We start from the raw sequence: 25,419 nt of genomic DNA, 5'->3' as shown, positions 1-25,419 counted from the left end.
CGTCAGTACCCGACGGTGAACCGCTGCCGTACGAAGGTGCGCCGCTCGGCCGCGTCGATGACGGCCGACGCGTAGTCACCGACGGTGACCCGGGATTCGCCGGTGGCGTCCAGAACCGGGCTGTCCTGGGCCTCGGCCCGATACTCGCCGGTCTTGTCGCCGGGCACCAGGTGCACGGGCGGCGGGCTGACGTAGGTCCATTCGACCGCCGCTCCGGCGGCGCGGAGCAGGTCCAGCGCCGCGGCCTGGTCCAGCGCGGTCTCCCGGTACTGCGCGGGGAACGCCGGCAGGTCGACGAACCGCTGCCCCGACGGCGAGGTGAGGCTGCCACCGCCACCGAGGAAGATCAGCCGGGGTACGCCGCTCGACGGCAACGCCTCCAGCAGGGCCCGCGCGGCGCGCGGTACGAGCCGGTCGGGCCCCTTGACGGAGACGATCACCGCGTCGTGCCCGGCGACGGCCCGCTCGATCGCGGCGGGATCGGTCACGTCCACATCGGCACGGCGCAAGGCGGTGACCCGATGGCCCCGAGCCTCCGCCTCGCGGACGGCCGCGCCGCCGAGGTTGCCGGACGCGCCGATGACCGCGAGCTTCAAGCAAGGCCCTTTCCAGGTACGGGTGAGGAAGTCGCCGATCAGCGGCGCGATCTCGGGCAACCGCTCCTCCAGCGCGAAATGGCCGGTGTCGAAGACGTGCACCTCGGCGTCGGGCAGGTCGCGCCGGTACGCGTGCGCACCCGCCTCGGGGAAGAAGGCGTCGTTGCGGCCCCACAGGATCAGCGCGGGCGGGCGGTGCTCGGCCAGCCACCGCTGCCACCGCGGGTACAGCGCGACGTTGGAGTGGTAGTCGAGCGCCAGTGACACCTGGGCCTGCTTGCGGCCGGGCTGGTCGAGGAAGTGCTGGTCGAGGGTCCAGTTGTCCGGGGAGACCAGGGCCGGGTCGGTGGTGCCGTCCTCGTACTGGCCACGGGTCACCGGCAGCACCAGGATCTCCCGGACCCGATCCTCGGCGCCGTCGACCCCGGGCCGGTTGGCGACCATGCCCTGGGCGAGGTCGGAGAGCCCCTCGGCGTACGCGTTGGCGTTCTGCACGATCAGGCCGGCGACGGCTTCCGGCCGGCGCTGGGCCAGGCGCAGTCCGACGGGACCACCGAAGTCGAAGGTGTAGAGGGCGTAGCGGTCCAGCCCGATCGCCCGGACGAAGCCCTCGATGACGTCGGCGAGGCGGTCGAAGGTGTAGTCGAAGTCCGCCGGCGCGCGGGTGTGCCCGAAGCCGGGGTAGTCCGGCGCGATCAGCCGGTACCGGGTGCCGAGGACGTCGAACAGGCGCCGGAACTGGTGGGACGCGGACGGAAATCCGTGCAGCAGCAGGAGCACCGGAGCGTTGCGCGGCCCGGCCTCGCGGTAGAAGACCTGGACGCCGTTCACGTCGACGAACCGGTGCGCGATCTGGGCGACCTCGATCGAGCTCATGAAGGAGTCACTCCTAACGGGAATCGCTTTGCGTTAGCATGGCGAGCCTGACAGGAGGAGATCGCTAATGCAAGACCATTCTCGTTTGCAGGGAGTGCGGCGGCCCGGAGGGCGGACCGCGCGCACCCGGGCGGCGGTCCTCGAGGCCGCCATGGCGGAGCTCGCCGAGAAGGGGTACGCCGGCACCCGGATCGAGCAGATCGCCGCCCGCGCCGGCGTCGCGCTCTCGACGGTCTACCGGCGCTGGGGCAACCTCGACGGCCTGATCCAGGACCTGGTCAACGACATCACCGTGGAGCAGCCCATCCCGGACAGCGGTGCGCTCGAGAGCGATCTCGCCGCGGTCGGCCGGATCATCGTCGGACTGCACCGGCACCCCGTGCACCGGCCGTGGATGGACGCCCTGATCATGACCGCGATCCGTGAGCCCGGCTCCCGCCTGCTGCTGTCCGAGACGATCCAGGCCCGGATCCGGCGGGCCGCCGTCGTCGTCGAGCGGGCGGTCGAGCGCGGCGAGATCCCGGCCGACACCTGCGCCGACGAGGTCATCCGCATGCTGGCCGCGCCGTTCTACTACCGGATGTACGTCAGCGGCGAACCGGTGACCGACGACCTGGCGGGGCTCAGCGCGGCGCGCGTCATGGCCGCTGTCCGGGCCGGTGCGGTGCGGGACCCGGGAGCCGCCCCGCGATAGCGGGCTCGGGGACCGCCGCGAAGCACTCGACCGTCCACGCGCGTTGCTCCGCGAGGAAATCGTCCGTCCGCTCGCCGGCCATCACCCGGCGGACACCGGTCAGATACGCCGTTCGCCAGGCCGCGACCGTGAGGGCCGCTGTCAGCCGGGCGGCCGGCGCTCCGTACGCCTCGGTGAACAGTGTTGCCATCAGGGCTTCCAGCTCCTCGACCGCTTCGCGGGCCCGGGCGCGCAGCGCCGGCGAGTTGAGCACGACGTTCCAGAAGAGCGGCGCCGCCTCGGCGAAGCCCGCCATCGGGTGGCGCGCGTCGAACAGGCCGAGCACCAGCTCGCGGATCGCGGCCAGCGGCGTGGTCTCCGCGTCCCGTGAGCGCACCGCCGAGGTCAGCAGCTCGGCGAACTCGGGGGTGCGGTCGAAGAACAGGTCCTCCTTGCGCGGGAAGTAGTTGAAGACGGTCACCTTGGACACTCCGGCGGCCTCGGCCACCTCGGCCACGCTGACGTTGTCGAAGCCCCGCTCGATGAACATCGCCGTCGCCAGGTCGGCCAGGCGCTGCCGGGTCTCCTGCTTCTTGCGTTCGCGCAACCCTGTCACCGGCCTATCGTATACCGGATTCAAATATTGACCGGGTAAAAAGTTTTCCTCCATGCTGACTCGCATGACTTACGACGTGGTGGTGGCCGGCGCGGGGCCGGTCGGGCTGATGGTCGCCGGCGAGCTCGCGCTGCGCGGGGTGTCCGTGCTCGTGGCCGAGCGACTGACCGAGCCCGACCTGACGATCAAGGCCGGGTCGGTCAACGTGCCGACCGTCGAGGCGTTCGAACGGCGGGGCCTGCTGCCGCGGCTGCGGGCCGCCCACGAGCGGGCGATGCTCCAGGTGCTGGAGTACATGAAGGGCCGGATCCCGGCCGGCGCCAAACCGCCGCGATTCGCGGGACACTTCGCCGGGATCATGCTCCAGGCCGACCGGATCGATCCGGATGCCGCCGGACCCACCGGCCAGGCCGGCACGGTGTCCATGGTGCCGCAGCCCGAGATCGAGCGGATCCTGGCCGACTGGGTCGCCGGCCTGGGCGTCGAGGTCCGGCGCGGTGTCGAGGTGACCGGTGTGGAGCAGGATCCCGATCAGGTACGCGTCCGGCTCGCCGACGGGCGAGTGCTCACCTCGAGCTGGCTGGTCGGCGCCGACGGTGGCCGCAGCGTGGTCCGCAAAGCGGCCGGCTTCGAGTTCCCGGGCACCGATCCCGAGATCACCGGGCACCAGGCGATCGTCGAGATGGACGGCGCCGAGTCCCTGCTCCCGGGGTGGAACGCGACCGGCACCGGCGTCTACGCACACGGCCCGACGCCCGGGCGGATCCTGACCGTGGAGTTCGACGGCGCGCCCGCCGACCGGGGCGGGGAGATCGGCGCCGCCGAGCTGCAGCGGTCGATCCGCAACGTCACGGGTGTCGAGGTCACCGTCCGGAAGGTGCTCACCGCAACGCGCTTCACCGACAACGCGCGGCAGGCGTCCACGTACCGCAAAGGCCGGGTGCTTCTCGCCGGGGACGCCGCGCACGTGCACTCGCCGTTCGGTGGGCAGGGGCTGAACCTGGGGATCGGCGACGCCGTCAACCTGGGCTGGAAGCTGGCCGCCGAGGTGCGCGGCTGGGCGCCGGCGGGGCTGCTCGACTCGTACACGGTCGAGCGTCACCCGGTCGGAGCCCGAGTACTCGACTGGACCCGGGCACAGATCGCGATCATGCGACCCGATCCGTACGCCCGGGCGCTACGCCGCGTGGTCGCGGATCTCGCCGCGACCACCGACGGAACCACCTATCTCGCGCACAGCATCGCCGGGCTGCACGGCCGGCCCGAGCAGATCACCCCGGAGCTGGCCACCCAGCTCGCCGACGGTCGTGGCCTGCTGGTCGGTGCCGAGGTGGAGGGCTACGACGACCAGCTCAAGAAGGTCGAAGGTGCTCGGCGGATGCTGGTCCGGCCGGACGGGGTGATCGCCTGGGCCGAGGGGGACGGGCCGCTCGAGCCGGCGCTGCACACCTGGTTCGGCCCGGCCCGGGTCAGGGCATAGCGGAATCAGGGGTACCGCGCCCAGAAGGCGCAGTTGTGCGCAGCGCTCAGGTCCGCTCCCTTGATACCGCCTGCCCCCGGAGCGAGGGACAGGACCTGAGTGGACCCGGGCGAGAACCTCGGCCACGCCGGTGAGCCCGCGCCGGCGAGCGTCCCCGTCGTCGTGAACCGCACCCAGTAGCGGACCATCTGTTGCGACAGCCGGGTCTGCTGGGGACTCAGCACGTCGGGAAAGACGGGGCCGGCGAACAGGTACTGCAGTTCGGCCGCGTGGTAGGCGGCCTGCGGGAAGCTCACCGACTCGGTGCCCGCGAACACCGGTGCGTTCGCGTCGGCGAACTCGTAGGCGAACGTCGGGACCCATTTCGCGAACGCCTGCTCGGTGCGCAGCGCCGGGCAGGACCAGCCGGCGTCGGTGAGGACCGTCGCCGCGGCCAGGCTCGGCGAGCCGAACCTGGACAGCGGGTACCGCGCCAGGATCGCACCGGAGTCGGTGCCGAACGTGGTCCGCAGCATGGTGGTGTAGTCGTCGGCGGACATCGGCCGGCCGGAGCTCAATTCCTGGAGGGCCACGAAGAGGCGGTGCTCGTCGCGGGTGCCGCCGTGGATCACCGGCACCCGGTTGAAGCGTCCGGAGGAGACGGCCACGCCGGGGTCCTCCGGCAGGACGTCACCACCGATGCCGGGCGGGAACGCGATCTGGGAGGAGGGCGTGGCCGCGGCGAGCAGGGTCGCGACCGGAACCTTGCGCAGGCAGGCGGCCGCGGTCGCCGCGTCGGCGCACCCGAACGTCGCCGCTGCCCGCAACCCGAGGCTCTCGGACTGGGCGAGCGGTCTCCACCAGGGCAGCGCGGTCGCGTTGACGCAGGGTGCGCTCTGGATGATGGCTCGCTGGAACAGGCCGGCGGCCGCGGGGGAGACGAGCTGCGCGCAGGTGCTGCCGCCGCCGGCCGACTCACCGGCGAGCGTGACGTTGCCGGGATCCCCGCCGAACGCGGCGATGTTGCGCCGCACCCAGCGCAGGGCGGCCGTCTGGTCGGCGAAGCCGTAAGCGCCGGACTTGGCCGCTCCGTCGTCCAGGGCCGGATGCGCCAGGAAGCCGAGCGCGCCGAGCCGGTAGTTGACGGTGACCAGCAGGATGGGGCCGGCGGCCAGCAGCCGGGTCGCCGGGTAGTAGCTGCCGGCGCCCGTGGTGAGGGATCCGCCGTGGATCCAGACCAGCACGGGGAGCCGGGTGCCCTTGCTGACGGGCGGCGTGGTGACGTTGAGGTAGAGGCAGTCTTCACTGCTGCTCGGCACGTTCGGCTGCGCGCAGGGGGCACCCGGCTCGCCGGCGTCCCGGATTCCGGCCCAGGCCGGGGCGGGCTGGGGTGGTTTCCAGCGCAGCGCCCCGATCGGTGGGGCGGCGTACGGGATGCCGGAGAAGGTGCGCCGGTCGGCGGCGACCACCCCCTGCACCGTGCCGGTCTCGGTGGTGACGATCGAGGGGTCGGCGGCGGCGCTCGCGGTGGCCGGCGGCCCGATCACGGTGGCGCAGACGGCCAGGGCCACGAGGGCGAGAATCCGCCCCGGATACGCCTTTGTCGGCCGGAGTGTCGTGGTGGAATTTACCAGCTCTCGACTAGACATACTCGGCAGTATGCACTTTGCATACATCGAAGTCTATTGATTGTTTTCGATGTCCATAAGGGACGGAAATGCGGTTCTGTCAGGCGGCGAGGCCGCCGATCAACAGGTCGACAATCTGGCGGGCCAGGTCATTTATCTCATCGGGGCCCTGGCCGTCGATCCTCCGGTACCACATGTCGACCGCGTTGAGATTGCTCAGCAGGGTCCGGGTGGCCAGCGCGGCGTCGACTCCGCGCAGCGAACCGTCGTCGATGCCCTCGACGACGACCCGGCGGAACATCGCCTCGTAGTCGCTGCGCAGGCCGTTCAGGTCCCGCAGGGTGTCGCGCTGGTGAGCCTTGAGCGCGGTCGACGCCTCGCCGCGCACCGTCTGGTGCACGACGTTGTGGTAGGCGAGGCCGTCCATCAGGTTGAGCTCGTGGGCCATCGACATGGCCGTCAGCCGTTCGCGGCCGGTCCCGGGCCCGGTGGAGTGCGGCTCGACCCGCTCGCGGACGCGGCGCATGGCCTCCCCGTAAACCGCGAGGAGGATGTCGAACTTCGATCTGAAATGGTAATAAATCAGGCCTTTGGTGGCCCCGACGTCGTGGGCGATGTCGTCGATCGTGGTGCCGGCGAACCCGTTACGGGTGAAGGCCTCGGCCGCCGCGTCGAGGATCCTGGTCCTCGCGTCGACGGCAACCTCGGGGCTCGCGCTCACGGCGCCTCCTGTTCGTCCGAACCAGGCTAACTGGCCGGCTTCGCAATGTGACGGTTGACACAGGACATCGACGAACCTTACCGTGATACTCCGTAGTATCCCAGGTAGATGGCCTTTCTGCAATGCGCTTGACGTTGCGGATGCGGCGGCCGGACCGGTCGGACCGCATCGCAGAGATCGCCGAATCCGGAGGACCCGTCCGATGACGAACGCGGCAGACATCCTGCATCAGCAGGCGACGAGAAAAGTGATGACCCGGCTGCTGCCGGTGCTCGGTATCGCCTATTTCATGTCCTACATAGACCGGTCGAATATCGCGCTGGCAAAAACGGCACTCGGCGCCGACGTCGGGATCAGTGTGGCCGCGTACGGGCTGGGCGCCGGTTTGTTCTTTCTGACCTATGCCCTGCTCGAAGTGCCGAGCAACATGATTCTCTACCGGATCGGCCCACGGATCTGGATCACCCGTATCGCGGTCACCTGGGGCCTGGTCTCCGCCGCCATGATGTTCGTCCAGGGCGAGACGTCGTTCTACATTCTGCGGCTGGCGCTCGGCGCCACCGAGGCCGGTCTCTTCCCGGCCCTGATGTACATGATCACAATGTGGTTCGCGCAGCAGCACCGCGTGACGATGGTCGGCCTCGTCTACCTCGCGCCCTGCATCGCCATCTTCGTCGGCTCCCCGATGGGCGGCGCGCTGATGGAGCTGGACGGACTCGCCGGCCTGCACGGCTGGCAGATCATGTTCCTGGTCGAGGGGCTCTTCACGGTCCTCGTCGGCGGCCTCGTCTGGTTCACCCTGCCCGACCGGCCGGCCGACGCGAAATGGCTCACGCAGCCGGAGGCCGCGATCCTGACCGAGCGGGCCGTGGGCTCGAGCGCGCCGCACCCGGCCACGCTCGGCACGACGTTGCGCCTGGCGTTCGGCCGCCCGGTGGTGCTCATGCTCGCCGCGATCTACTTCATCAACCAGGCGATCGGCTCCGGTGTCGGATTCAACTTCCCGGCGCTGCTGCAGGAACTCGGCCTGAAGAGCCCGTTCCTGATCGGGATCGTCGCGGGCAGCAGCGGAATCGCCGCCCTCGCGGGGGTGCTGTTCTTCCCGTGGATGAAGCGGCGGTTCGGCCACGAGATCGCGCTGATCGGGGTCTGCACGGCCGGGGTCCTGGTCATCATGACCACGTTCCTGTTCTCCACGAACGCCGTGTTCAGCGTCCTGCTGATCCTGCTGTCCAGCTTCTTCTCCATCGGCACCCTGCCGCTCTTCTGGTCGGTCGCCATGTCGCGGATGTCGGGGCTGGTCGCGGCCGCGGGCCTCGCGTTCATCAACATGCTCGGGATCACCGGCGGCTTCGTCGGCCCCTATGCGTACGGTCTGATCGAGGAGTCGACCGGGAACGTCTTCGCGCCGTATTACACGATCGTCGGCGCGGCGTGTGTCGGCGTCGCGCTGGTGCCGGTGCTGGCGCTGGTCATCCGGCGGGAGAAGAGGATCGTCGTCCCGCCGTCGGAGCAGGCCGTACCCGAACCGGCCTGACGGTTCATGACCAGGCTTTCCGCTCCTGGGCGTCCGGGTCGGGTACGACCTCGACGCGTTCGCCCAGCAGCGCGGTCGGCCGCCCGGCACGGTCGGCGGCGGGCCAGCCCGGATCGCCGTCGCGGACGAACCGGACCCAGGCGCCGTGCATGGTCTCCACCGTGGCGGCGGCGGGGTGCGTACCGAGGCGAGGCCGCATCACGGGCAGGGCCGCGGTGCCGAAGACGTACGGGATCTCCGCCGTGTGGCACGGGCCCAGTCCGTGGTTGTCGGCGGCGTCGACCCCGTCGAAACGGGCGATCCACGTCGGTGCGGCACCGGCCGGCCGGGCCAGAGCCAGCGCGAGGGCCGGCTGCCGGTAGGTGAAGTCGGTCAGGATGGCCGAGAGCAGCTCCCCGGGCGACGCGTCCGGCCGGCTCGCCCGATAGGCCGCGAGGCCCTCCGGGGACAGGCCGATCGCGCCGGCCCGGCCGGCCAGCATCTGCTCGTCGATCGCGTCGATGACCCGGTTCGGGACGACGAAGAGCCGCCACTCGTCGCGAGTGGTGCAGAGCAGCAGCCGGACCTCGGCCGAGGCGCCCGCGGCGATGGCGTCCAGCGGTGCCGCCGGCAGCACGTCACCGTCGACGAACGGCCCGAACGGCAGCTTCCGGACGGCGAGCTCGCCCCACTCCGCGGCGTCGCCGGCGACGACTGCGGCCGAGACCGTGGTGACCGCCTCGACCAGGACCTGTGGTGGCAGCTGCGCCAGCGCCTCGACGGTCGGCGGTACGCCCAGGGTCGCGCCCACGCGCTCGGCCACCCGCCGCGCCGACTCCGCGCTGAGGGTGTGCGCGGCGGCGCCGCTCTGCAGGATGGCGCCGCAGAACAGCCCGGCCGCCGCCGGCATGGCGAGCAGCGCGGAGATCGCCATCGCACCCGCCGACTCGCCGGCGACGGTGACCCGGGCCGGGTCGCCGCCGAACGCCGCGATCTCGTCGCGGACCCAGCGCAGCGCCGCCACCATGTCGAGCAGCCCACGGTTCGGGGTGCCGCCCTCGGCGGCCAGGAACCCTTCCACGCCGAGGCGGTAGTTGATGGTGACGCAGACGACGCCGTCCTCGGCGAAGTGCGTACCGTCGTAGTCGGCGACCGAGCCGGAGCCGTTCGTGTACGAGCCGCCGTGGATCCAGACCAGCACCGGCAGCCCACCGGTCGTCGTGGCCGGGGCCCAGACGTTCAGGTTCAGGCAGTCGTCGCCCGCGATGATCACCTCCGGCAGGATCTCCCGCAGGTAGAGCGGGTAGCTGCCCTGCGGTGCGGTCGCGCCGAACCGGGTGGCGTCCCGCTCGCCCGGCCACGGCTGGACCGGCCGCGGCGGCTGGAGCCGGTTCGGGCCGAACGGCGCGGCCGCGTAGGGGATGCCCAGGAAGCGGGCGACGCCGTCGGCGACGGTTCCGCGCAGCCTGCCGGTCGAGATGGACGCGACGCGACCCTCAGCCATCGATCTCCCTAGTCGTAGTAGAAGTCGGCGGCCTCGCCGTAGTGCTTCGGCTTGGCGATCCCGGTCGGTTTGCCGTGGCTGCCCAGCGTGGTCGTCATCTTGAGGGTCGCCTTCTCGTCCTTCAGTTCGACGGCGACCGACGTGACCCATCCCTTGCCGTCTGTCGTCGCGGTGAAATCGGAGGTGCCGAAGCTGAAGACGATGATGCTGGGCGTGCCGATGGGAACGAACGGGTCACCCGTCTGCATCGCGGTGAACTCGCCGCGGAACGTGTTCGGGCCGGTCCGCTCCACCGATTCGATCGAGGAGGCGAACTTGGCCAGGCCGGTCGGGTCCTTCATGTCGAAGGATTCCAGCGTGTTGGTGGGCTTGATCCGCCGGAGGTCGAGGTGGACCCATTCGTCGTTGGAATCCCCCCGCGTGAAACTGTCCTTGCCGACGACGACGCGCTGGCCGGAGTCGGGGTCCTTGCCGCCGGACTCCTTGGTCGTCACGGAGTACAGGACGCGTTTCGGATCGAACGCGCCGCTCGCTTTTCCGTGCTTGGAGTCGGGCAGGTCCGCCTGCACCTTGAAGGTGTAGGCGGCGGCGTGCGTCTTGCGCAGCGCCGCCAGCAGTTCCTCCTTGGCGCTGGGGCCGGAAGGCGACTGGCCGGCCGCCGGTGCCGAAGGGCCCGAGTTCGCCTTCCCAGGGGGCGGCGGGGTGCATCCCGTGGTGGCGAGCAGGGTGATGGTCGTGGTCAGGAGCAGGCGGCGCAGTTTCAAGAAGTTCCCCCATGAGTGCAAATGCATCGACACCCTAGAGGGCGCGGCGCGGTTCCCGGCGGCCGGGGCCGGTGCGAAAATCTTGCGAACACGTTTGTTCCTGTTGCTTTTCGTTGACATCACACATGTAACTGGCTCAATGTAAGGGTTGTTACCTAGTCAGGCGAAGGGAAACAACCGATGCCACGATCGCCGTGGAGAGCGCTGCTCCTGGCCGTCCTCATGGTTCTCTCGTTCCTCGCGGCGCCACCGGGCGCCGCTTCGGCCCAGGCCCCCGCGGCCGCGGCGGCCGTGCACGGCCTGAAGGGCGAGTACTTCCGGATGTCCGCCCCGGGCGCCCGCGACTTCGCCCAGCTGGGCGGTATCTCGCTGGACCCGAACATCGACCTCGCCGATCTGACCGGCAGCTTCCAGTCGTTCCTCGGGCGCACCGAGCACACCACCGCCCGGTGGACCGGCAAGCTCACCGCCCCGGCGACCGGCGACTACACGTTCTTCCTGATCGGTGACAACGGGTTCCGGTTCTACCTCGACGGGCAGCCGGTGATCGACCACTGGGTCGGTGACTGGGACCGGGAGCAGACCAGCGCACCGGTGCACCTGGTCGCCGGGGAGGCGCACGACCTGCGGGTCGAGCTGTTCCAGGACGTCGGCGGCGCGAACATCTTCCTGCGCTGGTCGGGCGCGGGGCTGGCGAAGCAGATCGTGCCGGAGTCGGCGTTCACGCCGCCGGACGGCTTCCAGGTCTTCCCGGTCGCCCTGCAGATCGGATCGGAGGGCCGCGAGCTCGTCGCCGACTTCGACGCGCCGGTCGGCGACGTCGCGCAGACCGCGGCGCATCTGGTGGTCGAGGCCGACACCACGCCGATGCCGATCTCGACGATCAGAAAAGACCCCCGCGACGGTACGAGACTCGTGGTCACCCTCGCCGAACCGATCCAGGCCGGCCAGCGGGTCCGGGTCAACTACGACGGAACCGGCGGCCTCGTCGTCGGCGGGGAGACGGTCCCGCAGCTGATCCGCTCCGCGACCAACACCTCCACGCACCGCCTGACCACCCCGTGGGGCGACAAGCTGAACGAGCGGCACCCGCTGCCGGAGTACCCGCGCCCGCAGCTGGTCCGCGACGACTGGCTGAACCTGAACGGGCCGTGGGAGTTCACCGGCGCCGCCGCCGGTGAGCAGCCCGTCTTCGGCACGAAGCTGGGCGAGCGGATCATCGTGCCGTTCCCGGTCGAGTCGCAGCTGTCCGGCATCGAGCGCCGCGAGTCGCACATGTTCTACCGCAAGCTCGTCACCGTGCCGCGGAGCTGGCGGATCGGCGCCGGCAAGCGGCTCAAACTCAACTTCGGCGCCGTCGACTACCAGGCCAGGGTCTACGTCAACGGCACGCTGGTGACCGAGCACACCGGCGGCTACACCGCGTTCACCGCGGACATCACCGGCGCGCTGCGCGGCCACGGGCGGCAGGAGATCCTGGTCGAGGTCACCGACGCGACCGGGCCGGACCAGCCGAAGGGCAAGCAGTCGCTGAACCCGGGCGGCATCGTCTACACCCCGTCGTCGGGCATCTGGCAGACGGTCTGGCTGGAGCCGGTCGCCGACGCCGGCATCGACTCGATCGTCACCACCCCGGACCTGGCGACCGGTTCGCTGCGCGTCGTGGTCAGGTCCGGCGGTGCGAAGGCGGGCACCCGGGTGATCGCCACCGCGCGTGACCGGAAGGGCCGCAAGGTCGGCACGGTGACCGGTGTCGTCGGCGCCGAGTTGAGCCTGCGGATCAGGCAGCCACACCTGTGGACTCCCGACGATCCCTACCTGTACGACCTGGACGTGACCCTCGGGCGCGACTCGGTGGGCAGCTACTTCGGCATGCGCTCGATCGCCGTACAGAAGGTCGCCGGTTTTCCGAAGCTGGTCCTGAACGGCAAGGCGATCTTCTCGCTCGCCACGCTGGACCAGGGCTTCTTCCCGGACGGTCTGTACACCGCCCCGAGCGACGCGGCGCTGCGCTTCGACCTGGTGGAGACGAAGAAGCTCGGCTTCAACGCGGTGCGCAAGCACATCAAGGTGGAGCCGGCCCGCTGGTACCGGCACGCCGACGAGCTGGGTCTGCTGGTGTGGCAGGACTTCGTCTCCGCGGACATCACCGGCACGGCCGGTCAGCAGGCGTGGTTCGGCCAGGGCCGGGAGATGATGGACCAGCTGCACAACTCGCCGTCGGTGATCGGCTGGGTGGTGTTCAACGAGGGCTGGGGCGAGTGGGACCGGACCGCGACCGGCGAGCTGGTCGAGCAGGTCAAGGCCGCCGACCCGTCCCGGGTCGTGAACGCGCACAGCGGCGTGAACTGCTGCGCCTCCAAGGGCGACTCCGGCAAGGGCGACGTCATCGACCATCACGACTACAACAACAGCGACCCGGCCTACCCCGACGCGACCCGGATCGCGATGGACGGCGAGCACGGCGGCTTCACGCTGCGGACCCCCGGGCACATGTGGCCGGGCACGCCCGCGGTGATCTACAGCGGCGTCGCGGACAAGGCCGCCCTGACCGCGAAGTACGTGGACAACACCGAGCGGTTCTACCTCGAGGCCGCCGGGGCGGAGCTCTCCGGATCGGTCTACACCCAGATCACCGACCTGGAGACCGAGCTCAACGGCTTGTGGACGTACGACCGGCGGGCGATCAAGGTCGATCCCGCGCCCGTGCGGGAGATCAACCGCCGGGTCATCGCCGCCGGAGCCGCGGCCGCGGAGCGCCCGGCGCCGCCCGGTCACGGTGAGTGGAGCCTGGACGAGGGCACCGGCACCACGGCCCGCGACAGCGGCGGGACCAGCGATCTCACCCTGGCCGGGAACACCACCTGGACCCCGGGCGTGACCGGCTCCGCGCTGAAGTTCGACGGCGACGGCGACTACGCGGACACCGCCGCGCCGGTCCTCGACACCACCCGCGACTACACGATCGCCGCGTGGGTCACCCTCGACCGGCTGCCGGGCAACTACGCCACGGCGGTCAGCCAGGACGGCCGGCGCACCGAGAACCCGTTCTATCTGCAGTACGGGCAGGGCGCGTTCGCTTTCAGCACCCCCGGCGGCAACCGGGCCCGGCTGGTCGTCACGCCCGAGCTGAACCGCTGGTACCAGCTGGTCGGGGTCCGGGACCACGCCACCGGTGAGATCCGGCTCTTCGTGGACGGCAAGCGGGTCGCGACCACGACGGCGGGGCCGGATGTGGTCAGCACCGGGCCGCTCTCGATCGGCCGGGCGAAGTACGCCGGCAACAAGACCGATTACTGGTCCGGGAACGTCGATCAGGTCCAGGTGTACGACCGGGCGCTGACCGACGAGGAGATCACTTCCCGGTACGCGGCGCAGGTCCGCTGAGATCGGTCGGTGCGGGCCGGGTCACCGGTCCGCACCGACCGCTCGGTACGACGGGCCCGGTCAGCGACCGTACTTGTCGAACGGGACGGTCCAGTCGCCGACTCCGTTGGTGATGTTCAGCGTCTGCGGGCTGTTCTTGACGTCGACGACGTCGCCGATCAGGAAGTTCTCGTAGACCCACTTGGCGTCGGAAGTGCTCAGGTTGACGCAGCCGTGCGACCTGTTGGCCTGGCCCAGCACCTTGTTCCACGGGGCGGCGTGCAGGAACTCACCGGAGTAGGAGATCCGGGTGCAGAACTCGATGTCGGGGGAGTCGTAGTAGTTCGGGTCCTTCGGGTCGGTGATGCCGTAGCTCGCCGAGCTCATCGAGTGCTTGCGCTCCTTGGAGAGCACGACGTGCGGACCGCCGGCCGTCCAATAGCTGATCTTCTCGCCCTTCGAGCCGGTGGCGGTGCCGCCCCTGCCGAAGCTGCTCTTCATGGTGCGGACGAGCTTGCCGTCGATGTAGACCTTCGTGAGGTGCGTCCGGGTGTCGGCGATCGCGATCAGCTGGCGCCCGATCCGGAAGTCGGCCGACGCGTTCTTCTCGCCGTAGACCCCCTTGCCGAGGTCCTTGCCGAGCACGTTGACGCTCACCTTGACCGTGCTGCCACCGGTCCAGTACTTCGCCGGCCGCCAGTGCACGGTGCTGTTGTTCACCCAGTAGAACTTGCCCTCGACCGACGGCGACGTCGTGATCTCGATCGCCTTCTCCGCGACCTCCTTGTCGACGGAGCGGCTGAACGCGATGATCACCGGCTGCCCGGCGCCGTAGGTCCCGCCGTCCTTGAGCGCGCTCATCGCATTGGCCTGGAACGTGATCCGGGCGAGGTGCTTCGGCTTGAGCGTGGCGAAGGTCGAGGTCTGCTCGGACGTCGTGCCCGACGCGTCGGCCGCGGTCACGACCACCTTGTACGTCTTGTCGTAGGCGAGGTCGTCGGTGGACTGCCAGGTGCCGTCGGCCTGCAGGGTGCCGTCGATCTTCGTCTTGCCGGCGGTGACGGTGACCGACTGCACCGTGCCCTCCTGAGCGCTGACCACGATCGGATTCGTCAGGCCGACCCCGGTGGCCTTGTCCGCCGGCGTCACGGCCACCTGCACCCGCGCGGCGATCGGCGCGGCCGTCGCCTCCTCGGTGTGCCCCACCGGATCGGTCCAGACGGGGTTGCCACCGTTGGCTGAGGCACGGGTGGAGCAACCGGCGGCCGTGGCCGCAGCGGCTACACCCAGTGTGCCGATGATGACTTTGCGTCGCTGGATCATGGCTCTCGCAATCGAGGGGTCCGCCGGGGTTACATCAGGATGACGTGGTCGGGGCTGGAGATGGTTTACCGCCAGGGTGATCAAATTTCGCGAAATCCAGAATCATTGTCAATCCCGTAGGTCACAGACCGTCCAACTGGGGACATCCCCTCCGTCGGCGGGACGCGCGGCCGCGGCCCGGCGCCGAGCGGACGCCGCGCGAGGGCGGCACGGGACGTGGCCGCGAGGCCTGGCGACGGGACCCCATCGGTCGTACCGGAGCAATGGGGGTGAGCGGCACCGCGGGCCGGCCGTGCGGGATCAGCGGGTCGGCAAAGCGTCCGGGTCGGGGGAGGGAAGGCGCAGGCCGGACATGCCGCCGTCGACGGCGAGGGACATTCCGGTGGTGGCGCCGGCGTAGGGGCTGGCCAGGTACTGGACGGCGGCGGCGACCTCGTCGGCGGTGACCAGGCGGCCGGTCGGCTGGCGGGCGGCGAGGCGTGCCTTCTCCGCGCCGGGGTCGTCGGTGCGGGCGAGCAGGCGGGCGACCCAGGGCGTGTCCACCGTGCCCGGGGCCACGCAGCACACCCGGATCCCCTCGGTGACCAGGTCGGCGGCCATCGCCAGGGTCAGCGCGTGGACCGCGCCCTTCGACGCGCAGTAGAGGGCGCGCTCGACCAGGCCGGCGGTGGCGGCGATCGAGGAGAGGTTGACGATCACCGGGGTGCGGCTGCGGCGCAGGTAGGGCAGGGCGGCGCGGCTGGCGCGGGCGACACCGGTGACGTTGACGTCGAGGACGCGGTTCCACTCGGCGTCGTCGTTGGCCTCGACGGAGCCGACCGCGCTGACGCCGGCGCTGTTGACCAGGATGTCGATGCCTCCGTACGCCTCGGCGAGCGACCGCATGGCGCCCTCCAGCGACGCCGCGTCGCGGACGTCCGTCTCGAGCCGCAGCCCCGGAGCCTTCGCGGGTTCCAGGTCGAGGATGCCCACCTTGGCGCCCGCCGCGGCGAGGCGCCGGGCGCAGGCCGCGCCGATGCCCGAACCACCGCCGGTGATCGCCGCGACCAGACCGTCCAGATCGTTCACGACCATGCCCTGCCTTCCGGGTAGGCGTACCGGGCCAGCGACTCGGGACGCATCTGGGTGGAGAAACCCGGGGCGGCCGGGGCCAGGTAGCGGCCGCCGACCACCGTCGCCGGGTCGACGAAGTGCTCGTGCAGATGGTCGACGTACTCGATGACCCGGTCGTCGAGCGAGCCGGAGACCGCGACGAAGTCGAAGAAGGAGAAGTGCCGGACCACCTCGCAGAGGCCCACCCCGCCGGCGTGCGGGCAGACCGGCTTGCCGTACGCGGCGGCGAGCAACAGGATCGCCACGTTCTCGTTGACGCCGGCGACCCGGCAGGCGTCGAGCTGGACGACGTCGATCGCGCCGGCCTGCAGCAGCTGCTTGAACACCACGCGGTTCGCGACATGCTCGCCGGTGGCGACCCGCACCGGGTGCACCGCCCGCCGGATCGCCGCGTGGCCGAGCACGTCGTCCGGGCTGGTCGGCTCCTCGATCCACCACGGGTCGTACTTCGCCAGCGCGGTCGTCCAGGCGATCGCGTCCGGGACGTCCCAGCGCTGGTTGGCGTCGACGGCGATGCGGATGCCGGGGCCGACCACCGCGCGGGCCAGCGCCAGCCGGCGTACGTCGTCCGCCAGGTCCGCGCCCACCTTCAGCTTGATCATCTGGAAGCCCGCGTCGACGGCCTCCCGCGCCAGCCGTTCGATCTTCTCGTCCGGGTAGCCGAGCCAGCCCGCCGAGGTGGTGTAGGCGGGGTAACCGTGCCGTTTGAGGAAGCTCGCACGGGTCTCGCGCTGATCCGCGGCGGAGAGCAGGAGGTCGCGCGCGGCCGCCGGCGTCAGCGCGTCGGTCAGGTACCGCCAGTCGACCAGGTCGACGAGCTCGTCGGGGGAGAGCGACGACAACAGCGCCCACAACGGCAGCCCGGCCCGCTTGGCCCGCAGGTCCCACGCGGCGTTCACGAGCGCCGCCGCGGCCAGGTGCATGACCCCCTTCTCCGGGCCGAGCCAGCGGATCTGCGAGTCGTGGGTGAGCCGCCGGTAGAGTTCCCCCAGGTCGTCCAGGGGCTGCCCGAGGATCATCGGGGCGAGGGCGTCGAGGGCCGCCCGGCACACCTCGTTGCCGCGCCCGATGGTGAAGGTGAACCCGTGCCCCTCCGAGCCGTCCTCGGCGCGCAGGACCACATAGGCCGCCGAGTAGTCCGGATCCGGGTTCATCGCGTCCGAGCCGTCCAGCTCACGCGAGGTCGGAAAGCGGATGTCGTACGAGGTGACCGCCGCGATCGTCATCCTTTGACCACGCTGCGCTGCCGGCCCAGACCGGTGATCTCCAGCTCCACCACGTCACCCGCGCTCAGATACGGGAACCGCCCGCCCAGCGCCACCCCCTGCGGCGTCCCGGTGTTGATCAGGTCGCCCGGTTCGAGGACGGTGAACTGGGAGAGATGCCAGATCAGGAACCCGACGTCGAAGATCATGTCGGCGGTGCTGGAGTCCTGGCGCGTCGCGTCGTTGACCCAGGAGCGCAGCCGCAGCGGGAAGCTCAGCTCGTCCGGGGTGACCAGCCACGGCCCGAGCGGGTTGAACGTCTCGCAGGACTTGCCCTTGGACCACTGTCCGCCGGAGCGCTCCAGCTGGTACTCGCGCTCGGACACGTCGTTGGAGAGGACATAGCCGGCGACGCACTCGCGGGCCTCGTCGGGGCTCGCGGCGTACCGCGTGGTCCGGCCGATCACCACGCCCAGCTCCACCTCCCAGTCGACGCGCTTCGCGCCGGGCGGGATCAGGATGTCGTCGTCCGGGCCGATCACCGTGTTCGGCGCCTTGTAGAAGACGATCGGCTCGGCGGGTGGCGGCGCCCCGGACTCGGCGGCGTGCGCGGCGTAGTTCTGCCCGACACAGAGCACCACGCCGGGCCGGGCGATCGGCGCCCCGATCCGGTGCCCGTCCAGATCCGCCATCGGCAGCTCGGCCGGGTCGCCGCGGTACCCGCCGCCGGCCAGGAACTCGCCGTCGATGTCCGGGGTGACGCCGGACAGGTCGCGCAGCGCTCCGTCGGCGTACAGGACGGGACGCTCCGCCCCCGGTGCTCCGATGCGCAGGTACCTCACGAGTGCTCCAATCGGTAGACGCGGGTCGCGGTACGGCCGAAGACGTCGGCGGGGCGGCCGCCGAGGATGCCGGTGAGCACGGCGACGACCTCCTCGTACGTCGCCACCACCTCGCACACCGGCCAGTCCGAACCGAACATCAGCCGGTCCGGGCCGAACAGTTCGAGCGCGGCCTGCACGTACGGCCGCAGGCCCGCCCGCGTCCACCCCGGGCCGGCCTCGGTGACCAGACCGGACAGCTTCGCCACCACGTTCGGACGGGCGGCCACCGGGGTGATCAGCCGGAGCCAGCCGGCCAGGTCACCGATCGGCGGCTTGCCCAGGTGATCGAGGACGAACGTGGACTCCGGCAGGGCGGCGGCCGCCCGGGCCACCGCGGGCAGCTGCCCGGCCCGCACCACCAGCTCGTTGACCAGCCCGGCGTCGGCCACGGTGGCCAGGCCGGCCCGTACCCCCGGCTGGTCGAGCAGGTCGTCGGGGCCGGCCTGGACCTGATCGCGGACCCCGACCAGCCGGTCCCCGCCCGGCCCGGACCGGTGGCGTGCCAGCATGGCCCGCAGGTCCGGGTCGGCGAGATCGGCCCAGCCGACCACGCCGGCGATCTCCGGCGTGTGCGCGGCCAGGGCGAGGAAACGGCTGGTCTCGGCGGCCCGGCAGAGCCCGCCCTCGACCAGCACGGTGCGCTGCACGCCGGCCGCGGCCAGGTGCGGCCGCAGGTCGGCCATGGTGTAGTCGCGCCGGATCGGGGCCAGGCCGTCGGCGGCCAGCCACGGATAGTCCGCGGTCCACAGGTGGTGGTGCGCGTCGACGATCACGGGTGCGGGACCTCGGGGTCGAGCAGACCGGCCCTGATCAGGTCGTGCCAGAGCGCGCCGGGGAGTTCGACGGCGGCCATCGCGGCCGCGTCGGCCGCCTCCGCAGCCGAGCGCATCCCGATCAGGACGGTCGCGACAGCGGGATGCGCCAGGGGAAACTGGAGCGCCGCGGCTCTCAGCGGTACGCCGTGCCGAGCGCACACGTCGCCCATCGCCCGTGCCTTGGCGACCAGCTCCGGCGTGGCGGTCCGATAGTCGAAGGTCCGATTGCGATCGGGGTCGGCGAGCAGACCGGAGTTGTAGACGCCGCCGCAGATCACCGAGATGCCCCGCCGCGCGCACTCGGGAAGCAGGTCGGCCAGGCCGGACTGGTCCAGCAGCGTGTACCGGCCGGCGAGCAGGAAACAGTCGAAGTGGCCGGTGCGGGCGAACGCGGTGAGCATCGCGGACTGGTTCATACCCGCCGAGACGGCCCGTACGGCGCCCTCGCGGCGCAGTTCGACGAGGGCGGGCAGGGCGTCGTGCAGGGCCTGCGCGAAGTGGTCGTCCGGGTCGTGCAGGTGCAGGACGTCGACGCTGTCCAGGCCCAGGCGCTCGAGGCTCTCGCGGTGCTGCGTACGCACACCGGCGGCGCTGAAGTCCCAGACCGGTGCCGCGCCGGATGGCTCGGACCACAGGTCCTTCGTGCCGTCCCGGGCCGGGACCGGGCGGCGGCCGACCTTGGTGGCGTTTCGTGCCGGGACCGGGCGGCGGCCGACCTCGGTGGCGTTTCGTGCCGGGACCAGACGGCGGCCGACCTTGGTGGCCAGCACGAAGTCGTCGCGGTCGCGGAGCGCGGCGCCGGTGCGGCGTTCGGAGAGCCCCGCGCCGTACAGCGGGGCGGTGTCGAAGAAGCGCACGCCGTGCCGCCAGGCGGCGTCGACGGCGGCGATCGCGCCGGCGTCGCCGACCGGGGTGAACAGGCCGCCGATCGGGGCCAGGCCCATGCCGAGGCGGGTGACGGTGACGCCGGTGCCGCCCAGCGGCACCCTCTCGAGCGGATCCACTGGCCCGCCCTCGAACCGATCCATTTTGGCGGTCCTTTCGTAGATCCTATAGGATCCGCGTACCTGTTTAATCCGTTTCGATGCGTCAGTCAACGGTCAGTCAAGGTCAGGAAGGGCCGATGTCCGGGCCGATTCGCCGCTCCGTGCTCAGCGACGATGTGTACGAGCAGCTGAGATCGCTCATTCTGGAGCATCGGCTGGCGCCGGAGGACCGGGTCAACATCGACGCGCTCGCACGCGATCTGGATGTGTCGCCGACTCCGGTGCGCGAGGCGCTGGCCCGTCTCGAGTCGGAGGGGCTGCTGCGGAAACGGCCGCTCGCCGGGTACACGGTCAGCCCGCTGCTGACGCGTGCCGAGTTCGCCGACATGTTCGACATGCGGTTGGTGCTGGAGACGGCCGCCGCCCGGTGGGCGGCGGGGCGGGCGACCGGCGCGCAGCGGGCGGAGCTGCGGGCCGAGGCCTCGGTCGGGTACGTGGTGGGCGCCACCCGGTCACACGGGGCGTTCACGGCGGCGGACGCGCGGTTTCACGACCTGATCGCGGTGGCGGCGGGGAATCCGCTGCTCCGGGAGTCGATCACGCGGCTGCACGCACACTTGCACATCCACCGGCTCTACTTCCCGTACACCGAGACCGGGTCGACCCGGCAGGAGCACGAACTCGTCGCGGCGGCGATCGCGGCCGGTGACCCGGAGGCGGCGGAGGGCGCGATGCGGGAGCACCTGACCGCTGCCCGCTCCCGGCACCTGGCCGCCTTCGAATCCGGGTAGCTCGCTGGGTGCTCGAGGATGGTCCGGCTGTTGTGGGTGGTGGCGCGGCTCCAGGATGTGCACCTCCTGGAGGGTCGCTGTGGCGAGCGCGTCGAGTGTGGGGTCCTCGGGGTCGTTTCCAGGGTCTTGGCGACGGGGGAGCGGTCTCAAAGGAGGGGGAGGGGAATCAGGCTTTCGAGGTCGCCTTCCCGATGCTTCTCGCCGGTTCGGTGCGGTGCACGGTGATCCACTCCTCGACGTCCTCGGCGAGCCAGACGCGGCCCTGCGCGAGGGTGGCGGCGGGCTTGGGGAAGTGGGTCTTGATGGTCAGTTGGTTGACCCGCTGCCGGCTGATGGAGCCCAGGCGGATCCCGATCTCGAAGGTGCCCATCAATTTAGGGCGTTTGTCTCTCATGCAAGCGACTATAGGCACAGAGCAAGCTGCTGAGTAACCCGCCGGACCAAGATATTGCGGAAACTTTCCTGCGATGCCGGGCTCGGTACGGCGTGCCGGCCGGTTGCCTGATGACGGGTGTGTGCCGAGGATCAGCTCAGCCGCCCACGAAAGTGCTGCCGGGTCGGCGGCCCCGCCAGGACGGGGCTTCCGCCGAGGTCACCTGCACCTGCGGTGGATGCTTGGTCCGGCCGAACAGCACGTCCCACCACAGTCGCCCCTCGGCGATGAACTGCTCGAGAGGTTCGGCCGTACGGTCCGCGTACGTGATTTCAAGATCCTCGAAGTCCACCGTGCCCTCGATGCAGAGGCGCGTGTCGTCGCCGGGTTTCCAGCACTCGGTGAACCAGAACAGCGAATGCGACGCGGGACCCGGTCGAAGGTCGACGGTGAGGCTCGGCTCCTCCGGCCAGTCGTCGGTGCGCGAGGGCCGGTCGAGGTACTCCCAGCCGTACATCGCGTCCCAGCCGCCGATCGATCTGAAGAAGGATTCCACATCGTCCAGGTCGGCCAACGGGATCGCCGGGCCGTAGTCACCCAGCCGGTCCTCGCGGAGAAGCACCCGGATCCGCGTCGCCCTCAGCAGGCGGAGCACCCGGCGTGGATCCGGATCCCCCGTCGCTCGCTCGGGCTGAGCGCACACATGTAGCAGCAGCTCACACGTCTGATCGGAGGAATTCAGGCGAAGCCCCACGACCTCGGCCTCGTTCAGTGCGGTCTCCAGTCCCGTGCGGGTCTGCTCGTCCCAAACCACGTCCCACCCCGCCATCGTCCTGGTGCCCATGCCCGAGCGACCGCGGCGGCAGCCGCACTCGGTGATCAACAACTGGCTTTCGTGATCATAATGATCGATGCGGCGACTGTGGACGGATGGATCTTGGAAGGGAATGTGGTGCGCTTCCTCACGCACAGAGCCGATACATCGGTTACGAATATGACGCCGCGGACGAGGATGCCCTGGTAGGCGCCCTCGATGAAACCGATGACGAGTCCGGCACCGCCTGGTTCCGGTATCCCCTGCAGGGAACTCCACCCGTTGTGGTCGCTCTCGCTCAAGCCGTCGGGGGCGTCGTCGTCAGCGTGCGTGTCGACGGCGACATCGACACCGTTCTCGAGGCTCGGATCGACACCATGCTGAGCCTGCTGTCCTCGCGCTGATCAGCGCGGGGCTGTTCTCACCCGAGCCTGGTTCGCTCGAGGCGGCTAACTTCATCGCTTGTGATGACGATCGAGCTGGCGCGTTTCACCATCCACGAGGGCGCCGAGACCCAGTTGCTGGCGGAACGTCCCGCGATGGTGGACGCGCTGCGAGCACGGTTTCCCGGGTGCCTCGCCGCGTACCTGACCAGGGAGGATGACGGCGGCTGGCTCGACGTGCTGATGTGGCGCAGCCGGGCCGAGGCGGAGGAGGCCGCACGTGCCGTCGACTCCGTACCGGAATGCGCGGCCTGGTTCCGGCACATCGCCGAGTCCGGCGGTCTGCGCCACGTCGAGGTGGTCGCCGCGTGGCCGTGACCGCTCTTCCGGCATCTCTCCGCCACCGTCGCGGTCAACGCCGACCGGCATCTGGCCGGCTTGGCCGCCACGGAGTACCGAGGCGACGATCTCCGTGGGGCCTACCGGCTCGGCCGTGCCCTGCTGAGCTGAACAGTTCGCGGGGGCAGGGCAGAATGCTGTCCCATGCTGGACAGGCCACCGGGGTTGGACGAGGACGAGCTGTCGGCCGCGCTGCTCGACGGCTGGGCCGTGCGGGCCGAGTCCAGTGAGTATCTGCCGGTCGGCGCGGGCAGCTACCACTGGTCCGTCCGCGACCGGAACGGCGTCGTCCGGTTCGTCAAGGTGGACGATCTCGGCGCCGGCGACGCCGTACCCGCGCGGGTCTTCGACGACCTGCACCGGTCCTTGAGGACCGCGTCGGCCCTGCACCGGGAGGTGGGGCTCGACTTCGTTGTCGCGCCGCTGCCCGCCACGGACGGCACCGTGCTGCGGCGGCTCGCCTCGAAGTACGCCGTGTCGGTGTTTCCCCTGGTCGACGGTGTCCCGGGTGACTTCGGGCCGCACCGGCCGGAGGATCTCGCGGAGCTGGTGTCCCGGCTCGCCGACCTGCACCGGGCCACGCCCGCGGTCGCGCACCTCGCCCCGCGAGCCGAGCTCCGGCTTCCCGGCCGGGCCGGCCTGCACGAGGCGCTGCGAGACCTGGACCGCGGGTGGGACGGCGGCCCGTACGCCGAACCGGCCCGCGAACTGCTGGTCCGTCATCAGGAGCGGGTCCAGCGCTGGCTGGCGGACTTCGACGCCCTGGTCGACGTCGTACGCGAGTCCGCGCCGGGCTGGGTCGTCACCCATGGCGAGCCGCATCCGGGAAATGTCATCCGGACGTCTCGCGGTCTGCGGCTCATCGACTGGACGACCGTCCGGTCGGCACCGCCGGAACGTGACCTGTGGATGCTGACCTCGGCGTTCACCAGCATGATCGGCGCTGATCCGGTCGGTGCCGACGAAGCGGTGCTGGCCGGGTACGCCGAGGCGGCCGGCCGGGACCTCACGCCGGCCGGTATCGCCCTCTATCGACGGTGGTGGGCCCTCGCCGATGTGGCGGCTTTCATCGGCGACCTGCGCGGGCCGCACGGCGACGGGGGAGACGCCGCCGCGGCGCTGACATACCTCACCGGATATCTCGAGACCGCCGCCGGTTGAGCCTGTTCTTTAACCTCGGGGCAGCGCTGGGGACTTGGTCCGAGTCTCTTCGGATCGATGTTCGTTGCAGTGATCGTGACTGATCGAGCCTGGGGAGTCGGTGTCCTGTCGGGATTCCGGGATGAGTTCTACCGGTGCCTGCCCAGGAGGCCGGACGCGTTGTTCGAGCTGACCGACGCGGTGTTGTGCGCGGACGGGCCGGTCAAGTCGCTGGTCGATTTGACGCTGACGGCCGAGTACCGGCGCGGGCACGGTGCGATGTATGACGCGCTCAATCACGGCCGGGTGGATGTGCAGCGGCTGCAGCGGGCGCTGACGGCGCTGCCGCTGCCGCGCTTCGGTGACGGACGGCTGGTCCTCGCGGTGGATGTGTCACCGTGGCTGCGCCCGGACGCGGCATGCAGCCCGGACCGGTTGTTCTGCCACGTGTACGGCCGCGCGAAGAGCGCCGCTCAGTTCATTCCCGGTTTTCGTCGCGGCCCTGGAACCCGGGCGCACCTCGTGGACGGCGATGCTGGACGTGGTGCGTCTGGGCCCGGCCGACGACGCCACGGCGGTCACCGCGACCCAGTTGCGGGAGGTGATCGACCGGTTGATCGCCGGTGGCCGGCAACAGCCCGGCGACCCGGACATCCTGGTCGTCTGCGACGCGGGCTACGACGTGACCCGCCTGGCCTGGGTGCTGCGCGACCTGCCGGTCGAGGTAGCGGGCGGATCCGCGCCGACCGGGTCCTGCGGCTACCCGCCCCGCCGTATGAGTACAACCCGTACGGCGGTCGTCCGCCAAAGCATGGCGGCGAGTTCGACCTGAAGGACCCCGACTCCTGGCCCGAGCCGGCAGTTACCACGATCAACGAGACGACCAACTACGGAAAAGCCGAAATGAGAGCCTGGGATCGGCTGCACCCGAGGCTGACCCACCGCGCTGCCTGGCTCGATCATGAGGGGCCGTTGCCGGTCATCGAGGGCACCCTCATCCGGCTCCAGGTCGAGTACCTGCCCGGTGACCGCGACGCGCAACCCATGTGGCTGTGGTGGTCCGGCACCTTCGCGGATCCTCGGGATGTGGACCGGACCGGGCAGGCATACCTGCGACGCTTCGATCTGGAGCACACGTTCCGGCTGTTCAAGCAGACTCTCGGCTGGACCCGGCCGAAGCTACGCGACCCGCAGGCAGCCGACCGGTGGACCTGGATCATGATTGCCGCCCACACCCAGCTGCGGCTGGCCCGGCCCGGGTCCGGCGAGGGTTTCGGAACCTCCGCCCGACATCGGCGCTACCAGCCGCAGCACCGAAACCCGCTCGCCCTGGCCCCGGACGGCCTCGGGGATCGAAGAACCACCACCACGCCCACCGACACGAGGTGGGCAAGACCGTCAAACGCGAAACCTCGCTGGGCGGCCCACCCCGCCGAAAGCCCAAGGCCAGAGGTTAAAGAACAGGCTCAGTGCC

The 25,419-nt window shown here is 70.6% G+C and carries 22 protein-coding genes and 1 pseudogene; 9 read left to right on the top strand and 14 right to left on the bottom strand.

The window, feature by feature from the left end; all coding sequences use genetic code 11:
- Positions 1-2 precede the first annotated feature (2 nt).
- Positions 3-1,472 (bottom strand): alpha/beta fold hydrolase, encoded by a 1,470-nt coding sequence (locus CHC09_RS48030; protein ID WP_179277398.1) that lies wholly within the window; start codon positions 1,470-1,472, stop codon positions 3-5.
- Between the two features lie 67 nt (positions 1,473-1,539).
- Between CHC09_RS48030 and CHC09_RS33840 the strand changes: the two genes are divergently transcribed.
- Positions 1,540-2,166, top strand: coding sequence for a TetR/AcrR family transcriptional regulator (locus CHC09_RS33840; protein ID WP_089297336.1), 627 nt, complete (start codon positions 1,540-1,542; stop codon positions 2,164-2,166).
- Here the strand turns inward: CHC09_RS33840 and CHC09_RS33835 are convergent.
- Positions 2,111-2,761 carry a TetR/AcrR family transcriptional regulator gene (locus tag CHC09_RS33835; RefSeq protein ID WP_239138639.1) on the bottom strand — a complete coding sequence of 217 codons (651 nt, stop codon included), beginning with the start codon at positions 2,759-2,761 and terminating at the stop codon, positions 2,111-2,113. The genes CHC09_RS33840 and CHC09_RS33835 overlap by 56 nt on opposite strands.
- A 64-nt stretch (positions 2,762-2,825) precedes the next feature.
- On the opposite strand from CHC09_RS33835, the gene CHC09_RS33830 reads away from it, so the two are divergent.
- The gene (locus tag CHC09_RS33830) at positions 2,826-4,241 is read left to right on the top strand and encodes an FAD-dependent monooxygenase (RefSeq protein WP_089297403.1); all 1,416 of its coding nucleotides are present in this window, start codon (positions 2,826-2,828) and stop codon (positions 4,239-4,241) included.
- Between the two features lie 5 nt (positions 4,242-4,246).
- Here CHC09_RS33830 and CHC09_RS33825 read toward each other — a convergent pair whose 3' ends face one another.
- Both CHC09_RS33825 and CHC09_RS33820 read right to left on the bottom strand, forming a co-directional pair.
- Complete coding sequence (locus tag CHC09_RS33825; protein WP_089297334.1) at positions 4,247-5,869, bottom strand: carboxylesterase/lipase family protein; 1,623 nt, start codon at positions 5,867-5,869, stop codon at positions 4,247-4,249.
- A gap of 79 nt (positions 5,870-5,948) precedes the next feature.
- Entirely contained in the window at positions 5,949-6,569 is a 621-nt protein-coding gene (locus CHC09_RS33820; protein WP_203833273.1) for a TetR/AcrR family transcriptional regulator, read from the bottom strand.
- Positions 6,570-6,771: 202 nt separating this feature from the next.
- On the opposite strand from CHC09_RS33820, the gene CHC09_RS33815 reads away from it, so the two are divergent.
- A complete protein-coding gene (locus CHC09_RS33815; protein WP_089297332.1) occupies positions 6,772-8,106 on the top strand; it encodes an MFS transporter in 1,335 nt (444 codons plus the stop codon).
- 4 nt (positions 8,107-8,110) lie between these two features.
- Here CHC09_RS33815 and CHC09_RS33810 read toward each other — a convergent pair whose 3' ends face one another.
- Both CHC09_RS33810 and CHC09_RS33805 read right to left on the bottom strand, forming a co-directional pair.
- The gene (locus tag CHC09_RS33810; protein ID WP_089297331.1) at positions 8,111-9,589 is read right to left on the bottom strand and encodes a carboxylesterase/lipase family protein; all 1,479 of its coding nucleotides are present in this window, start codon (positions 9,587-9,589) and stop codon (positions 8,111-8,113) included.
- Positions 9,590-9,597: 8 nt separating this feature from the next.
- The gene (locus tag CHC09_RS33805) at positions 9,598-10,380 is read right to left on the bottom strand and encodes a hypothetical protein (protein WP_179277396.1); all 783 of its coding nucleotides are present in this window, start codon (positions 10,378-10,380) and stop codon (positions 9,598-9,600) included.
- A gap of 153 nt (positions 10,381-10,533) precedes the next feature.
- Here CHC09_RS33805 and CHC09_RS33800 point away from each other — a divergent pair, with 153 nt between their 5' ends.
- On the top strand, positions 10,534-13,740 hold the full coding sequence (locus tag CHC09_RS33800; RefSeq protein ID WP_089297329.1) for a LamG-like jellyroll fold domain-containing protein: 3,207 nt from the start codon (positions 10,534-10,536) through the stop codon (positions 13,738-13,740).
- A gap of 60 nt (positions 13,741-13,800) precedes the next feature.
- Here CHC09_RS33800 and CHC09_RS33795 read toward each other — a convergent pair whose 3' ends face one another.
- From CHC09_RS33795 to CHC09_RS33770, 6 genes are all read right to left on the bottom strand, one after another.
- Positions 13,801-15,042 (bottom strand): L,D-transpeptidase, encoded by a 1,242-nt coding sequence (locus CHC09_RS33795; RefSeq protein ID WP_089297328.1) that lies wholly within the window; start codon positions 15,040-15,042, stop codon positions 13,801-13,803.
- Between the two features lie 300 nt (positions 15,043-15,342).
- A complete protein-coding gene (locus CHC09_RS33790) occupies positions 15,343-16,116 on the bottom strand; it encodes an SDR family NAD(P)-dependent oxidoreductase (RefSeq protein WP_203833272.1) in 774 nt (257 codons plus the stop codon).
- Positions 16,107-17,381, bottom strand: a complete 1,275-nt coding sequence (locus tag CHC09_RS33785) for an enolase C-terminal domain-like protein (RefSeq protein WP_089297327.1) — start codon at positions 17,379-17,381, stop codon at positions 16,107-16,109. The genes CHC09_RS33790 and CHC09_RS33785 overlap by 10 nt, the downstream gene beginning before the upstream one ends.
- Positions 17,378-18,202: a fumarylacetoacetate hydrolase family protein gene (locus CHC09_RS33780; protein ID WP_089297326.1), complete on the bottom strand. Its 825-nt coding sequence runs from the start codon at positions 18,200-18,202 to the stop codon at positions 17,378-17,380. Before CHC09_RS33780 ends, CHC09_RS33785 begins: the two co-directional genes overlap by 4 nt.
- Positions 18,199-19,017, bottom strand: a complete 819-nt coding sequence (locus tag CHC09_RS33775; protein ID WP_089297325.1) for an amidohydrolase family protein — start codon at positions 19,015-19,017, stop codon at positions 18,199-18,201. Before CHC09_RS33775 ends, CHC09_RS33780 begins: the two co-directional genes overlap by 4 nt.
- Positions 19,014-20,087, bottom strand: coding sequence for an aldo/keto reductase (locus CHC09_RS33770; RefSeq protein ID WP_089297324.1), 1,074 nt, complete (start codon positions 20,085-20,087; stop codon positions 19,014-19,016). The genes CHC09_RS33775 and CHC09_RS33770 overlap by 4 nt, the downstream gene beginning before the upstream one ends.
- A 95-nt stretch (positions 20,088-20,182) precedes the next feature.
- Here CHC09_RS33770 and CHC09_RS33765 point away from each other — a divergent pair, with 95 nt between their 5' ends.
- The gene (locus tag CHC09_RS33765; protein ID WP_089297323.1) at positions 20,183-20,836 is read left to right on the top strand and encodes a GntR family transcriptional regulator; all 654 of its coding nucleotides are present in this window, start codon (positions 20,183-20,185) and stop codon (positions 20,834-20,836) included.
- A 166-nt stretch (positions 20,837-21,002) separates the two neighbouring features.
- On the opposite strand, the gene CHC09_RS33760 is transcribed toward CHC09_RS33765, so the two are convergent.
- Both CHC09_RS33760 and CHC09_RS33755 read right to left on the bottom strand, forming a co-directional pair.
- Positions 21,003-21,230: a DNA-binding protein gene (locus tag CHC09_RS33760; protein WP_239138638.1), complete on the bottom strand. Its 228-nt coding sequence runs from the start codon at positions 21,228-21,230 to the stop codon at positions 21,003-21,005.
- Between the two features lie 136 nt (positions 21,231-21,366).
- Entirely contained in the window at positions 21,367-22,053 is a 687-nt protein-coding gene (locus CHC09_RS33755) for a hypothetical protein (RefSeq protein WP_089297321.1), read from the bottom strand.
- Between the two features lie 86 nt (positions 22,054-22,139).
- On the opposite strand from CHC09_RS33755, the gene CHC09_RS33750 reads away from it, so the two are divergent.
- The 4 genes and pseudogenes from CHC09_RS33750 to CHC09_RS48745 all read left to right on the top strand — a co-directional run bounded on the left by CHC09_RS33750 (position 22,140) and on the right by CHC09_RS48745 (position 25,402).
- Positions 22,140-22,427 (top strand): hypothetical protein, encoded by a 288-nt coding sequence (locus CHC09_RS33750; protein WP_089297320.1) that lies wholly within the window; start codon positions 22,140-22,142, stop codon positions 22,425-22,427.
- Positions 22,428-22,490: 63 nt separating this feature from the next.
- Positions 22,491-22,784, top strand: coding sequence for an antibiotic biosynthesis monooxygenase (locus CHC09_RS33745; RefSeq protein ID WP_089297319.1), 294 nt, complete (start codon positions 22,491-22,493; stop codon positions 22,782-22,784).
- A 165-nt stretch (positions 22,785-22,949) separates the two neighbouring features.
- Complete coding sequence (locus CHC09_RS33740; RefSeq protein ID WP_089297318.1) at positions 22,950-23,966, top strand: phosphotransferase enzyme family protein; 1,017 nt, start codon at positions 22,950-22,952, stop codon at positions 23,964-23,966.
- 57 nt (positions 23,967-24,023) lie between these two features.
- Positions 24,024-25,402: pseudogene (locus tag CHC09_RS48745) on the top strand (NF041680 family putative transposase).
- Positions 25,403-25,419: the final 17 nt, after the last annotated feature.

It is taken from the genome of Actinoplanes regularis (assembly GCF_900188005.1).
GTDB classification, from domain to species: domain Bacteria; phylum Actinomycetota; class Actinomycetes; order Mycobacteriales; family Micromonosporaceae; genus Actinoplanes; species Actinoplanes regularis.
This window is presented reverse-complemented; position numbering and strand designations above follow the sequence as displayed.